Raw genomic sequence first — 13,809 nt, 5'->3', positions numbered from 1 at the left:
TTTCCCCATGATCGATTCTTCTTCGGCCCCGGCCGCCCGGCCCCCTGCCACGCTGTCGCTGCTGGCCGCGCTGGTGCGCTTTCGGCCCCGGCAGTGTGCGGGTGTGATGGCGCTGTCGCTGCTGTCCAGCGCCGTAGGCATCGCCGTGCTGTACAGCGTCAACCGCCTGCTGGTGCTGGCGCAGGGCGAGGGTCTGGCGCCCGACACGCTGGGCGCGCCGCTGGCCCTCTTCCTGCTGATGCTGCTGGCCTGGCTGGCGGGCAGCACGCTGTCGCAGTGGACGCTGACGCGGCTGGGCCACCGCTTTGTCATGGAGCTGCGCCTGCGCCTGGCGCGCGACATGCTGCACACCGATCTGCAGCGCCTGCAGCAGATCGGCCCCGCCCCGCTGCTGGCCAGCCTGACGGGCGATCTGCAGCACATCACCACCGCCGTGGTGCGTCTGCCCGAACTGCTGCAGGGCGGACTTTTCCTGCTGGGTGCGCTGGGCTATCTGCTGTGGCTGTCGCCGCTGCTCACCGCGCTGACGCTGCTGTGGATAGGCGCAACGCTGGTGGGCGGCGCTTGGGCAGTGAAGCGCGTGTACGCACACCTGGACCACCTGCGCGATCACGAGGCCCGGCTGCTGGGCCAGTACGACACCCTGATCCGGGGCGCGCGCGAGCTGGCGCTGAACCGCCAGCGCGCCGCACGCTGGTACCAGCGCGCACTGCTGCCGCAGGCCGAAGGCTACCGCGAGCACATCGTGCGGGCGGACAGCTTTCACTTCCTGGCCCACCACTGGACCAGCGCCATGCTGCTGGGCGCGGTCGGCGCGGTGTATTTCTGTGCCCTGTCGGTGCAGTGGATCAGTGTGGGCGTCGCCACCAGCGTGGCGCTGACGGTGCTTTTCATCCGCACGCCGCTGATTTCGGCGGTGGGGGCGCTGTCCACGCTGCAGGCCGCGCAGGTGGCGCTGGCGCGCATCCGCAGCCTGGCGTTGCAGGGCGAAGGCGCTGCGCTGCAGTCCCCAGGCCCGATGCCCGCGTCAGACTGGCAGCGGCTGGCGCTGCAGCGCGTGGGCTTTCGTCATCCGCAGCGCGAAGGCGCGCCCGGCTTTGCACTGAGCGAGGTCAGCCTGACGCTGGAGCGCGGCCAGATCTGCTTTTGCGTGGGCGACAACGGCAGCGGCAAATCCACCCTGGCGCTGCTTCTGTGCGGCCTGCTGATGCCGCACAGCGGCCAGATCCTGCTGGACGGCCAGGCGATCACCCGCGAGCGGCTGCCGCAGTACCGTGCCCTGTTTTCGGCGGTGTTCTCCGACGTGCACCTGTTCGACCAGCTGCTGGGTCCGGGGGGCGACAGCGCCGCGCCCGAGCGCGTCCAGGAGTGGCTGGAGGCCCTGCGCCTGCAGGACAAAGTGGACTGCAGCGGCGGCACCGTGGCCTCGCTGGCTCTGTCCCAAGGGCAACGCAAACGCCTGGCGCTGCTGCTGGCCCTGCTGGAAGAGCGCCCGCTGATCGTGCTGGACGAATGGGCCGCCGACCAGGATCCGCACTTTCGCCACGTTTTTTACCACCAGCTACTGCCGCTGATGCGCCAGCGCGGCTGGACCGTGTTCGCTATCTGCCACGACGACGCCTATTTCGGCCAGGCCGACCGCCTGTTCGAAATGCGCCAGGGCGTGCTGACCGAACTGCACGGCGCGGCGCGCGAGCGCGCCAGCCAGGGCGCCATCGCCCACCTGCAGGCGCCGCTGGCCCCCGCGCCCTGAAACCGACACGCCGCCCTTCAAGCCGCCGACTGATCCCCTTCTCCCCTGATTTTTCTGCAAAGGACTCCCGATGATCCGCCCCAACCTTCCCCTGGCCTGTGTGGCCCTGGCCGCCAGCGCCACCTTCAGCACCGGCGCCTGGGCGCAGCTGGAAGCCGTACGCGTCACCGGCACCGTCAGCAAGGTGGGCAGCGTCAGCCTGTACGACGCCAGATCGACCAGCGCGGTGTCCGCGCAGCAGATGCAGGACGCGGGCGTGACCAAACTGGACGAAGCCCTGCGCGGCGAAGCCGGGGTGCTGTCCCAGCCCTATGGCTCGGACAACGGCAACGACTGGTTCAAGGTGCGCGGCTTTGACGCGGTGAACTACCAGGACGGCATCCGCCAGATCAAGGACGGCTACTATTGGGCCAGCACCGAGCCCTGGGGCCTGGAGGCCGTCGAGCTGATCCGTGGCCCCAGCTCCTCGCTGTATGGCGACGCCAGCCCGGGCGGCATCATCAACAGTGTCAGCAAGCGCCCCACGCGCAAGCCGCTGACGCAGGCTTTTGTCAGCCTGGCCTCGCCGCTGGGCCTGAGCGCGGGCGTGGACGTGAGCCGCGCCTGGCAGAACGATGCGGACGTGCGCTACCGCGTCGTGGGCCTGGTTTCGCGCCGCGACGGCAGCGTGGATCGCAGCGCCATGAACCGCTTTTACCTGGCGCCCAGCCTGGCACTGCAGCTCTCGCCGCAGACGCAGCTGACCCTGCTGGCCAGCGCGCAGCGCGACAGCGGCCAGCGCACCAGCGGCTTTCTGCCCGCCGAAGGCACGCTGGTGCCCGCCGCCGGAGGCACGATACGCCCCGGCACCAATCTGGGCGAACCGGGCTACGACCGCCTGAGCCGCGACCAGTTCAGCCTGGGCTACGAGCTGACGCACCAGTTCAGCCCAGCCACCACGCTGGTGCAGAACGCCCGGGTGCAGGCGCAATCGCTCTTTTTACGCAGCAGCTACGCCGGATTTGGCCTGGCCAGCGACGGTGCCAGCGTGGATCGCGGCCTGGTCTTCCGCGACGGCACGGCCTATTCCGCCATCGTCGATACGCGGCTGCTGCACCGCTGGTCCTGGGGCGGCGTGAAAAACCAGTCGCTGGTCGGGGTGGAATCGCAGGCCAACCGCATCCAGGGGCTGTCGCAGGATCTGTTCTCGGGCTTCGGGCAGCCGATCTCGATTTTCAGCCCGGTCTACGGCAACTACACGCCGATTGATCCGGCCCTGAACAAACGCTCGCAGGACCGCTCCGGGCGTCTGGGCGTTTACGCGCAAAACCAGTCGCAGTGGGGGCCCTGGCGCGCCGCGCTGGGCGTGCGCCACGACTGGGTGCGCACGCTGCAGCGCGATCTGAGCCAGGGCAGCAGCCAGAGCTACAGCCAGCAGCAGACCTCGTGGTCGGGCAGCCTGATGTATCTGGCCGACAGCGGCCTGGCGCCTTATGCACAGTTCTCGCAATCGTTCCAGCCCCTGCTGGTCACGGGCGACGCAGGCCAGTTCTACCGGCCAGTGATCGGCCAGCAGACCGAGCTGGGCCTGAAATACCGCTTCGAGGCCGGTAAAACCGCCCTCGCGCTCTTTGACATCACCGAGAAAAACCCCCTAATCACCGTTGGCGGCGCCAGCCAGAAGCAGGGCGCGGACAGCCGCGTGCGCGGTCTGGAATGGAGCGGCGATGTGCGCCTGAACAGCGCCCTGGCCGCCAGCGCCAGCTTCACCTGGACCGACGCCCAGCGCGACGGCGCCCGCGCGCCGCTGATCCCGCGCCAGGCCGCCACACTGGGGCTGGATTACACCGTGGCGGGCGGCGCACTGGCGGGTCTGCGCCTGCAGCCCAGCCTGCGCTACGTCGGCGCCAGCACGGGCAGCGTGTCAGTGGGCGGGCAGTTCGGCACGGCGCAGGTGCCGTCCTACACCGTGGTCGACGTGGCCGCGCAGTACCCGATCACGTCGCGCTGGACGGGGCAGCTCAACGTCAGCAACCTGGCCAACCGCCAGTACGTCAGCGCCTGCGATTACTTCTGCTACTACGGCCAGGAGCGCACGGTGTCGGTGCAGGCCAACTACCGCTTCTGACCGGCTGGGCGCTGCGCCGGGGGCCGCTTTGAACCACAATCGCGACTGACGCCTTTTTCTGCGGCCCCCGCGCCGAGCTGCCCATGTCCACGATCCCGGAAACCGACCCGCTCAAGCCCCCCCCCGGAGTCATCCTGCTGCACAGCCCGCAGCTCATCGCCTGGGTGCTGCCCTACGGCGCCAGGCTGATGCAGCTGTGGTGGCGCGCAGCGCCGGGCGGTCCGCGGCCGCTGACGCTGGGCTACGCCGACCCGGCCAGCTACCGGCAGGATCGCATGTCGCTGGGCGCCGTCTGCGGGCGCTACGCCAACCGTCTGGACGGAGCGCGGCTGGCGCAGGGCGGACAGACCTGGCGGCTGGACGCCAATCACCCGCTGGGCCACTGCCTGCACGGCGGCGCAGCCGGGTTCGGCCAGCGCGACTGGACGGTCGCTCCGGCGCAGGACAGCAGCCAGGTCACTTTGCTCCTGGACAGCGCGGCGGGCGACATGGGTTTTCCCGGCCGCTGCCAGGCGCAGGTCGTCTACCGTCTTGAAGGCGCAAGCCTGGTCTGGCAGGCGCAGGCCAGTCTGGATCGCCCCAGCCCGGTCAACCTGCTGCAGCACAGCTACTGGAACCTGGACGCCAGCGGCCACCTGCGGGGCCACCACCTGCAGGCCGACGCGCTGGCCTGGCTGCCGACCGACGCGCGCGAACTGCCCCTGCCTGCACAGCCCACGGCAGGTAGCACGCTGGATTTCCACGCGGGCCGCGCCCTCACCGCCGCCGACACGGCGCTGGACGCTGCGCTGGTACTGACGCCGCCCGCCACCGGCCTGCGCCGCGTGGCCCGTCTGGCGGTGGCGGATCTGGCGCTGACGCTCTCCACCGACCGGCCGCTGCTGCACCTTTACGGCGCGGGTGGCCTGCAGCCCACCGCACAGCCCCTGGGCGCCGCCCACACGGCCGGCGCGGCGCTGTGCCTGGAAACGGAAGACCTGCCCAACGGCCCCGCGCTGGGCGCCGACGTCTGGTACGGCCCGCAACGCGACTATTCGCACGCGATGCGGCTGGATTTCACGACGCCGTAAGCGCCTTTCCGTCTTCGTCAGCGACGCCGTCTTCGCTGTCCCCCAGCACCTGCTGCCGGTACGCCAGGCGCACATAAATCGGTGCGAAGGCGCCAGCCTGGGTGATGTCGACCAGCTGCTCTTTGGCCAGTTCGAGCAGCGCCACGAAGGTGACCACGACGCCCGGGATGCCCAAAGCCGGGTCGAACAGCTCGGCGAACTCGGCGAAGCGGGTGCTTTGCAGGCGGCGCAGCAGCAGGGACATGTGCTCGCGGACCGAGAGCGATTCCGGCGCGATCTGGTGGTGGCGGGTCAGGCGGGCGCGGCGCAGGATGTCGCGCCAGGCGGCCAGCAGATCGTCCGGATGGACGTCGGGGAAGCGCGGCGCGCCGCTGCGCTCGATCAGCACCTGCACCGGCCAGAACTCGCGCCCAGCCTGCGGCAGATCGGCCAGGCTCTGCGCCCCGGCCTTGATGCGCTCGTACTCCTGCAGGCGGCGCACCAGCTCGGCGCGCGGGTCTTCGGCTTCGGCGGGTTCGGCGGCGCGGGCGCGCGGCAGCAGCATCCTCGATTTGATCTCGATCAGCATCGCTGCCATCAGCAGGTAGTCGCTGGCCAGCTCGAGATTGCGCTGGCGGATCTCTTCCACGTACGCCAGGTACTGGCGCGTCAGCCGCGCCATGGGGATGTCCAGGATGTTGAAGTTCTGCTTGCGGATCAGGTAGAGCAGCAGATCCAGCGGGCCTTCAAAGGCCTCCAGAAAGATTTCGAGCGCGTCCGGCGGGATGTAGAGATCGCCCGGCAACTGGTGCAGGGGCTCGCCGTAAAGTCGCGCGTGGACGCCGGGCTCGTCGTTCAGACGGGCCGTCACGTCTTAGGCCGAACCATCCAGCGGTTGCGGCGCGGTCTGGTAGACGTAAGGCTGCTGCGGCACGCGGGCGGCCTCGAAACCGCTGCGCTGCTCGGGGTTGGCGGGCGCTTTGTCCCACAGCAGGGCGCGACCGGCCTTCTGCTCGGCTTCCAGCTGCGGACGCTGCTGTTTCAGCGTGTCCAGAAACTGGGTGACTTCGGACCGATAGGGTTTCCAGAAGAGGGGCATGACGGGCACCGGAAGAAGGTTAAGAGACTGATTTTAAGAGATTCTCATGCCCGGCTGGGCACCGCTGTCGGGCGACAGCAGATACAGGCCGGGCTGGGCTTTGGCGTCGGCATGGCTGGCGCACAGCACCATGCCCTGGCTGACGCCAAACTTCATTTTGCGCGGCGCCAGGTTGGCCACCAGCACCGTCAAACGCCCGGCCAGCGTGGCCGGATCGTAGGCCGCCTGGATGCCGCTGAAGACCTGGCGCGGCTCGGGCTCGCCCACGTCCAGCATCAGGCGCAGCAGCTTGGTGCTGCCTTCGACCTTCTCCGCCGAAACAATGCGCGCGATGCGCAGATCGACCCGGGTGAAATCGTCGATGGTCATCTCGGGCGCGATGGCTTCGCCACCGGGGAGATCGTTCGCGGCTGCGTCAGCCCCCGCAGCGGCCTCGGACGCATCCGCCACAGGCGCGGGAGGCGTCAGCAGCTCGTCCAGCACCTTGGCGTCCACGCGCTGCATCAGGTGCTGGTAAACGCCCACGCGGTGGCCGCCGGGCATCAGCTGCGCCGCATCCGCCCAGACCAGCGGCGCGATCTGCAGCCAGGCCTCGACCTGCCCGGCCAGCGCGGGCAGCACGGGCTTGAGGCCCAGCGTCAGCAGGCGGAAGGCCTGCAGGCAGACGCTGCACACAGCCTGCAGCGCGGCCTCCTGGCCCTCCTGTTTGGCCAGCTCCCAAGGCTTGTGCGTATCGACATAGGCATTGATGCGGTCGGCCAGCGCCATCAGTTCGCGCAGGGCGCGGGCGAAATCGCGCTGATCGTACAGGCGCGCAATGCCGGGCAGCGCGTCCTGCAACGCCGCCAGCAACGCGGCGCCCTCAGGGCCGACCTCGGCGGTCAGGACCCCGTCAAAGCGCTTGCTGATGAAACCGGCGGCGCGGCTGGCGATGTTGACGTACTTGCCAATCAGGTCGCTGTTGACGCGCAGCACGAAATCTTCCGGGTTGAAATCGATGTCTTCCACGCGCGGGTTGAGCTTGGCCGCCATGTAGTAGCGCAGCCACTGCGCGTTCAGGCCCAGTTCCAGATACTGCATGGGCGAGATGCCGGTGCCGCGGCTTTTGCTCATCTTGCCGCCGTGGACGGTGACAAAGCCGTGGACGTGGATCTGCGAGGGCGTTTTGCGGCCGCTGAAATGCAGCATGGCCGGCCAGAACAGGGTGTGGAAGTAGGTGATGTCCTTGCCGATGAAGTGCACCTGCTCGACCTGCGGATCGGCGATGAAATCCTCGAACACCGGGCTGGTGCTGCTGCCCACGGCGCGGCCACCGCCGTCCAGGAAATGCTTGAGCGCGGCCAGGTAGCCGATGGGCGCGTCCAGCCAGACGTAGAAGTATTTGCCCGGCGCATCCGGGATCTCGATGCCGAAATAAGGCGCGTCGCGGCTGATGTCCCAGTCACTGAGCTGGCTTTTGCCGTCTTCGCCGGGCGCAAACCATTCCTTGATCTTGTTGTAGACCTCGGGCTGCAGGCCGCCCGATTCGACCGCCTGGCGCGTCCAGTCCTGCAGGAACTGCTGGCAGCGCGGGTCGGAGAGCCGGAAGAAAAAGTGCTCGCTGGCCTTCATCACCGGCGTGCTGCCCGACAGGGCGGAGTAGGGCTTGATGAGCTCGGTGGGCGAGTAAACGGCGCCGCAGTTCTCGCAGTTGTCGCCGTACTGGTCGGCCGCATGGCAGCGCGGACATTCGCCCTTGACGAAGCGGTCGGGCAGGAACATGGCCTTGACCGGGTCGAAGAACTGCTCGATCACCTCGGAGCGGATCAAACCCGCATCGCGCAGCGCGCGGTAGATGTTCTGCGACAGGGTGTGATTCTCGGGGCCGTCGGTGCTGTGCCAGCTGTCGTGGCTGATGTGAAAGCCGTCCAGATAGGGCTTGCGTCCGGCGGCGATGCGCGCGACGAATTCCTGTGGCGTGATACCGGCCTTGTCGGCCGCGATCATGATGGGCGCGCCGTGGGCGTCATCGGCGCCCATAAAATACACCGCGTGCCCCGCCATGCGCTGGCTGCGCACCCAGATGTCGGCCTGGATGTACTCCATCATGTGGCCCATGTGAAAGGGCGCGTTGGCGTAGGGCAGGGCGGTGGTGACGAAAATCTTGCGGGACATGGGCAGGGACCAAAAGGCCGGCGGGCGTCATCGAGGGCGCGAAAGCGGTATTGTAGGTGCCCTGCCCCCGCTATCCCTTCCTTTTTCCGGAGCTGTCCTGTGACGCAAGCCCCCGTGCCCTCCCCTGATTTCTCTCCTGACGACGAAGCCGCCCGCCTGGCCTGGGCGCAATCCACCCTGCGCGGCTGGACCGACGCCCTGGGCCAGACTCCGCTGGATCAGGCGGTGGCCGAGCGCTGGCAGATCCAGGGCCACATCTGGACGCTGGAAACGGCCGTGCCCTACCCGGCGCGCAGCCGCCACGCCGAATGGACGCAGGCGCTTTCGCCCCTGCTGGCCCAGGGTCTGCAGGCTGCTGGCGTGGCCGGAGCGCGCGTTGTGCTGCACTGGCAGACGCGCATCGCCGCGCACGCCGTCCGCCCCGGCAACCCGCTGCTGCCGGGCGTGAAAAACATCATCGCCGTGGCCTCGGGCAAGGGCGGCGTGGGCAAGAGCACCACCGCCGTCAACCTGGCGCTGGCGCTGGCGCAGGAGGGTGCGCACGTCGGCATTCTGGACGCCGACATTTACGGCCCCAGCCAGCCCATGATGCTGGGCGTGAACGAGCGCCCGCACAGCGACGACGGCAAAACCATGCAGCCGCTGGTCGGCCATGGGGTGCAGATGATTTCCATGGGCCTGCTGATCGACGCCGACAGCCCCATGATCTGGCGCGGCCCCATGGCCACACAGGCGCTGGACCAGCTGCTGCGCCAGACGCAGTGGAAAGACCTGGATTACCTCATCGTCGACATGCCGCCGGGCACCGGCGATATCGCCCTGACCCTGAGCCAGCGCGTGCCGCTGACCGGCGCCGTCATCGTGACCACGCCGCAGGACATCGCGCTGCTGGACGCGCGCAAAGGCCTGCGCATGTTCGAGAAAGTCAACGTGCCCGTGCTGGGCGTGGTCGAGAACATGGCCGTCTACTGCTGTCCCAACTGCGGTCACGCCGAGGCCATTTTCGGCGAGGGCGGCGGCCAGACCATGGCCCAGGATTTCGGCGTGCCGCTGCTGGCCCAGCTACCGCTGGCTGCGCACATCCGCGCCCAGACCGACGCGGGCCAGCCCACCGTCGTCAGCCAGCCCGACAGCCCCGCCGCCCGCCTCTACCTGCAGCTCGCCCAGCGCGTGGGCCGCGCCATCGCCAGCCAGGGCAAGGATTACTCGCACAAGTTCCCGAGCATCAGGGTGTCGAGCGACACCTGAAGCGACAGCGCTTCAGCCCTCGCCCATCACCCCAATCACCACGCCGAATCGCGGATCACTTCCTCGCCCAGCTGGCCGTTGTCGGGCAGCGGGGTGTAGGTCGAGTTGGGCGCGCGCAGCACGCGAATGGCGCGGATGCCGGCTTCCTGAGCGGCCTGGATGTCGCTGTTGGCGTCGCCGTAGTAGATCGAGAGTTTCGTCTGGCGGATGGCCGGCGTCTTGGCGTAACGGGCGCCCACGGGTTTATCGCCCGTGAAAATCACCGGCTGCATGTTTTTGATGCCGAAATCTTTCTGCAGCGTCGCGGTCAGGCCTTCTTTCGGGCTGGGCGTGCGCGCGGTGATGAAGTAGATCGTGTCGCCGCGCGCCTGATGCATGTTGATCAGCGCACGCGCCACGTCCTTGGGGACGGAGTACTGGTCGCAGCTCGCGTTGATGTCGTCCCAGAAAGCCTGGTTGCCCAGATAGTCGTTCTTGCCGGGCGAATACTTCTGCTGGCCATAGAAGAAGCACGGCGAGCTGTACAGCACCGTGTCGTCCACGTCAAAACCCACATTCATCGGCGGCTGGCCCTGCAGCGAGCGGGCGATCTCGTCCACCGTCGTCCAGCGCACGCTGGCGGGCGCCTTGCTGTAATCCAGCATACGGGCGTCAAAGCGGGCCGCGGGCGTAGCCGACGCCACTTGGCCCGGCGCCGTCGCACAGGCCGACAGCAGCAGCGCGGCGCCCAGGGCGGACAACGTGGCGGCCCAGCGGCGGGGGGTGATCGGTTGCGGCATGGTCATCTCCTGAGAAGCAAAGCACTGATTGTGCTCCGCCGCCCTGCGCACGTCACCCGGGATTGCCCGGACGCGATCATCTGACCCTCAGGCAGCGCTTTTACGCACTTTTGGCCATAAACCCCGGCAGCTTGTCCAGCATCTCCTGCGCGAAGGCCATGTAGGCTTTGGCGCCTTTGGAGGATTTGTCGAAGAGCACGCCCGGCAGGCCAAAGCTGGGCGCTTCGGCCAAGCGCACGTTGCGCGGGATGACGGCGTCAAAGACGCGGTCGCCAAAGTGGGCCTTGACCTGCTCGGCCACCTCGGCCTGCAGGCTGACGCGCGGGTCGAACATCACGCGCAACAGCGCCACCAGCTTCAGTTTGGGGTTGAGTTTGGCCTTGACCTGGCGCACCGTATTCATCAGATCGGTCAGGCCTTCCAGGGCGAAGTATTCGCACTGCATGGGCACGACCACGCCGTGCGCGCAGCAAAACCCGTTGAGCGAGAGCAGGGAGAGGCTGGGCGGGCAGTCGATCAGGATCTGGTCGAAATCGTCCTGCACCGGCGCCAGCGCGTCAGCCAGACGCAGGTTGCGGCGCGGCAGATCGACCAGCTCGATTTCGGCGGCGGCCAGATCGCGGTTGCTGCCGATGATGCGGTAGCCGGTCTCGCCCGCGTCCAGAATGCAGTCGCGCGCGGCGGATTGGCCCAGCAGCAGATCGTAAATCGTGGGGCGCAGCGCGGTCTTGTCCACACCCGAGCCCATGGTGGCGTTGCCCTGGGGGTCGAGGTCGACGACCAGCACGCGCTGGCCCAGCTGGGTCAGGCCGGCGGCCAGGTTGACCGTGGTGGTGGTTTTGCCCACACCGCCCTTCTGGTTGGCGATGCACAGGATGGTGCTCATGGCTTGGGCCTCGTGTTCGGGAGATGGGGCACGGTGACGATGCAGCGCTGGGCGTCCAGTCCGGGCACCGTCACGCCCTGAATGTGCGGCTGCGCCTGCGCCGCGAGCAGGCCACTGGCGGCCAGAGTGGCGATCTCGTCGTGCGGCGGCTGGCCTTTCATGGCGAACCACCAGCCGCCCGGCGCCAGCAGCGGCTGGCTCAGGCGCACCAGCTTGTCCAGCGCAGCGAAGGCACGGGCCGAGACCACGTCAAACTGCGTGGGCCGACCGCGCTGGCCGGGCCGCATCTGCTCAACACGGGCGTGAACCACGCGCAGGTTGGCCAGTTTGAGCTGCAGCGCGGCCTGCTCCAGGAAGGCGCATTTTTTCTGAACCGTGTCCACGCAGGTGAAGTTGACCTGCGGCAGCGCCAGCGCAAAAACGATGACCGGCAGACCGCCGCCACTGCCCACGTCCAGCTGCTCCAGCGCCTGGCCTGTCCCGGCGCAGGGCGTGATGCGGGCGTGCAGGTCGGCCAGCGCGGGCAGCACGGCCAGGCAGTCGGCCAGATGCAGCGTCAGGCTGGCGTCCAGGCCTTCGACCGCGGTCAGGTTGTAAACGCGGTTCCACTGCTGGAGCAGCGCCAGGTAGTGCGCCAGACGCGGCGCGGCGCCGTCCGGCAGCGACACGCCGCACTGCTGCGCCTGCGCCTGAATGCGGTCAGCGATGCCGCTGTCCGGTGCCAGGGCAGGACCCGGGCGGTTCGCGGCGGTCACGCGGCCGTTGCGGCGGCCCGCCGCTTGCGGAAGTGGACCATCAGCAGCGCCAGCGTCGCCGGGGTGATGCCCGACACCTGCGCCGCATCGTGCAGCGTGGCCGGGCGCGCCTGGTTCAGGCGCTGCGCAGCCTCTATCCCCAGACTGGGCAGGCTGGCGTAATCAAAATCGGCGGGCAGCGCCACGCCCTGCAGGTGGGCCAGGCGTTCGATCTCCTCGGCCTGCTTGCGGATGTACCCGGCGTAGCGGGTTTCGATTTCCAGCTGCTCGATCACCTGATCGGCCAGGGCGGCGCCGAGCTGGTCCTGCTGCGCGGCACGCGGGCTGTGGCGGCTGTCGTCCCAGCCCAGGTGCGCGGCCAGATCGTCCAGCGTCTGCCAGGTCACACCCGGGCGCTTGAGCAGATCGGCCAGCGCGTACTCGCGCGTGAGCGGCGCGCCCACCAGGCGCGTGGCGCTGGCCTCGTCCAGCGCACCGGCCTGCACCCAGGTGCTGGCCAGACGCTGGCGCTGGGTTTCCAGTGCGTCGCGCTTGCGCTGGAAGAAATCCCAGCGTGTGTCATTCACCAGGCCCAGCGCGCGGCCGCGTTCGGTCAGGCGCAGATCGGCGTTGTCCTCGCGCAGCTGCAGGCGGTATTCGGCGCGGCTGGTGAACATGCGGTAAGGCTCGGTCACGCCACGCGTGGTCAGGTCGTTGACCAGCACGCCGATGTAGGCCTCGTGGCGCTGCAGCACCAGCGGATCGCGGCCCAGCACCTGCGCGGCGGCGTTGGCCCCGGCGACCAGGCCCTGTCCGGCGGCCTCTTCGTAGCCCGTGGTGCCGTTGATCTGTCCGGCGAAAAACAGGCCCTGGATGGCGCGCGTTTCCAGCGTGGCGTGCAGGTGGCGCGGGTCGAAATAGTCGTACTCGATGGCGTAGCCGGGCCGCAGGATGTGCGCGTTTTCCAGGCCACGGATCGAGCGCACGGCACGCCACTGAATGTCAAAGGGCAGCGAGGTCGAGATGCCGTTGGGATAGAACTCGTGCGTGGTCAGCCCTTCGGGCTCCAGGAAGATCTGGTGGCTGTCCTTGTCGGCGAAGCGGTTGATCTTGTCCTCGATGCTGGGGCAGTAGCGCGGGCCCACGCCGCCGATCACGCCGGTGAACATGGGGCTGCGGTCAAAGCCTTCGCGCAGGATGTCGTGCGTGGCGGTGCTGGTGTGCGCGATCCAGCACGGCAGCTGCTGCGGATGCTGCGCGGCATCGCCCAGAAAGCTGAACACCGGCAGCGGGCGACGCGGCGCGCTGCCGTCATTGCCGGGCATGCCGTCGCCGGGCTGGCGCTCGAGCACGTCAAAGTTGATGCTGCGGCCATCTATGCGCGGTGGCGTGCCGGTTTTCAGGCGATCCTGCGGCAGTTTGAGCTCTTTCAGGCGATCCGACAGGCGCAACGCCGACGGGTCGCCCGCGCGGCCTGCGCTGTGCTGCTGCAGGCCCACATGGACCACGCCGTTGAGGAAAGTGCCCGCCGTCAGCACCACCGTGGGCGCGTGGAAGACGATGCCGCTTTGCGTGCACACGCCCGTGACGCGGCCGCCCTCAACCAGCACGTCGTCCACCGCCTGCTGGAACAGCAGCAGGCCGGGCGCGTTCTCCAGCGTGCGTCGCACATAAGCCTTGTAGAGCAGGCGGTCGGCCTGCGCCCGTGTGGCGCGCACCGCCGGGCCTTTCGAGTCGTTGAGGATGCGGAACTGGATGCCGGCATGGTCGGTCGCCTCAGCCATCAGGCCGCCCAGCGCGTCCACCTCTTTGACGATGTGGCCCTTGCCGATGCCCCCGATGCTGGGGTTACAGCTCATCTGCCCCAGCGTTTCGATGTTGTGCGTGAGCAGCAGCGTGCGGCAGCCCATGCGGCTGGCGGCCAGCGCGGCTTCCGTCCCGGCGTGGCCGCCGCCGACCACGATCACGTCAAAGCGGTAGGCGAAATCCATGGCGTTTCC

10 protein-coding genes and 1 pseudogene are annotated in these 13,809 nt (G+C 68.5%); 4 read left to right on the top strand and 7 right to left on the bottom strand.

Translation table 11 applies throughout. The features are described from left to right. Positions 1–7 precede the first annotated feature (7 nt). The 3 genes from RV045_RS06465 to RV045_RS06455 all read left to right on the top strand — a co-directional run bounded on the left by RV045_RS06465 (position 8) and on the right by RV045_RS06455 (position 4,930). Positions 8–1,753 carry a multidrug ABC transporter permease/ATP-binding protein gene (locus RV045_RS06465; RefSeq protein ID WP_423234957.1) on the top strand — a complete coding sequence of 582 codons (1,746 nt, stop codon included), beginning with the start codon at positions 8–10 and terminating at the stop codon, positions 1,751–1,753. 70 nt (positions 1,754–1,823) lie between these two features. Further along, the gene (locus RV045_RS06460) at positions 1,824–3,860 is read left to right on the top strand and encodes a TonB-dependent siderophore receptor (protein WP_423234956.1); all 2,037 of its coding nucleotides are present in this window, start codon (positions 1,824–1,826) and stop codon (positions 3,858–3,860) included. Positions 3,861–3,943: 83 nt separating this feature from the next. Further along, entirely contained in the window at positions 3,944–4,930 is a 987-nt protein-coding gene (locus RV045_RS06455) for an aldose epimerase family protein (protein ID WP_423234955.1), read from the top strand. A 58-nt stretch (positions 4,931–4,988) separates the two neighbouring features. Here RV045_RS06455 and RV045_RS06450 read toward each other — a convergent pair. The 3 genes and pseudogenes from RV045_RS06450 to metG all read right to left on the bottom strand — a co-directional run. Further along, a pseudogene (locus RV045_RS06450) lies at positions 4,989–5,780 on the bottom strand (segregation and condensation protein A); the annotation flags it as partial. Positions 5,781–5,783: 3 nt separating this feature from the next. Further along, positions 5,784–6,008, bottom strand: coding sequence for a DUF3460 family protein (locus tag RV045_RS06445; RefSeq protein ID WP_423234954.1), 225 nt, complete (start codon positions 6,006–6,008; stop codon positions 5,784–5,786). A gap of 33 nt (positions 6,009–6,041) precedes the next feature. Further along, positions 6,042–8,162 carry a methionine--tRNA ligase gene (gene metG / locus RV045_RS06440; protein ID WP_423234953.1) on the bottom strand — a complete coding sequence of 707 codons (2,121 nt, stop codon included), beginning with the start codon at positions 8,160–8,162 and terminating at the stop codon, positions 6,042–6,044. Between the two features lie 198 nt (positions 8,163–8,360). Between metG and apbC the strand changes: the two genes are divergently transcribed. Next, the gene (apbC, locus tag RV045_RS06435) at positions 8,361–9,410 is read left to right on the top strand and encodes an iron-sulfur cluster carrier protein ApbC (protein ID WP_423235075.1); all 1,050 of its coding nucleotides are present in this window, start codon (positions 8,361–8,363) and stop codon (positions 9,408–9,410) included. 35 nt (positions 9,411–9,445) lie between these two features. Here apbC and aphA read toward each other — a convergent pair whose 3' ends face one another. The 4 genes from aphA to mnmG all read right to left on the bottom strand — a co-directional run bounded on the left by aphA (position 9,446) and on the right by mnmG (position 13,800). Continuing rightward, entirely contained in the window at positions 9,446–10,189 is a 744-nt protein-coding gene (aphA, locus tag RV045_RS06430) for an acid phosphatase AphA (protein WP_423234952.1), read from the bottom strand. A 100-nt stretch (positions 10,190–10,289) separates the two neighbouring features. After that, positions 10,290–11,075 (bottom strand): ParA family protein, encoded by a 786-nt coding sequence (locus tag RV045_RS06425; protein ID WP_423234951.1) that lies wholly within the window; start codon positions 11,073–11,075, stop codon positions 10,290–10,292. Beyond that, complete coding sequence (gene rsmG / locus RV045_RS06420) at positions 11,072–11,800, bottom strand: 16S rRNA (guanine(527)-N(7))-methyltransferase RsmG (RefSeq protein WP_423235074.1); 729 nt, start codon at positions 11,798–11,800, stop codon at positions 11,072–11,074. The genes RV045_RS06425 and rsmG overlap by 4 nt, the downstream gene beginning before the upstream one ends. 26 nt (positions 11,801–11,826) lie before the next feature. Continuing rightward, positions 11,827–13,800, bottom strand: a complete 1,974-nt coding sequence (mnmG, locus tag RV045_RS06415) for a tRNA uridine-5-carboxymethylaminomethyl(34) synthesis enzyme MnmG (RefSeq protein WP_423234950.1) — start codon at positions 13,798–13,800, stop codon at positions 11,827–11,829. Positions 13,801–13,809 lie beyond the last annotated feature (9 nt).

This window comes from Amphibiibacter pelophylacis, from assembly GCF_037688875.1.
GTDB classification, from domain to species: Bacteria; Pseudomonadota; Gammaproteobacteria; order Burkholderiales; family Burkholderiaceae_C; genus Amphibiibacter; species Amphibiibacter pelophylacis.
Note: the sequence above shows the minus strand (reverse complement) of the source record. Positions and strands in the feature narration are given on the sequence as shown.

Excerpts from the sequence above, each read along its gene's own strand:
- RV045_RS06465 (WP_423234957.1), top strand. The coding sequence starts at position 8 with ATGATCGATTCTTCTTCGGCCCCGGCCGCCCGGCCCCCTGCCACGCTG.
- RV045_RS06460 (WP_423234956.1), top strand. The coding sequence starts at position 1,824 with ATGATCCGCCCCAACCTTCCCCTGGCCTGTGTGGCCCTGGCCGCCAGC.
- RV045_RS06455 (WP_423234955.1), top strand. The coding sequence starts at position 3,944 with ATGTCCACGATCCCGGAAACCGACCCGCTCAAGCCCCCCCCCGGAGTC.
- RV045_RS06445 (WP_423234954.1), bottom strand. The coding sequence starts at position 6,008 with ATGCCCCTCTTCTGGAAACCCTATCGGTCCGAAGTCACCCAGTTTCTG.
- metG (WP_423234953.1), bottom strand. The coding sequence starts at position 8,162 with ATGTCCCGCAAGATTTTCGTCACCACCGCCCTGCCCTACGCCAACGCG.
- aphA (WP_423234952.1), bottom strand. The coding sequence starts at position 10,189 with ATGCCGCAACCGATCACCCCCCGCCGCTGGGCCGCCACGTTGTCCGCC.
- RV045_RS06425 (WP_423234951.1), bottom strand. The coding sequence starts at position 11,075 with ATGAGCACCATCCTGTGCATCGCCAACCAGAAGGGCGGTGTGGGCAAA.
- mnmG (WP_423234950.1), bottom strand. The coding sequence starts at position 13,800 with ATGGATTTCGCCTACCGCTTTGACGTGATCGTGGTCGGCGGCGGCCAC.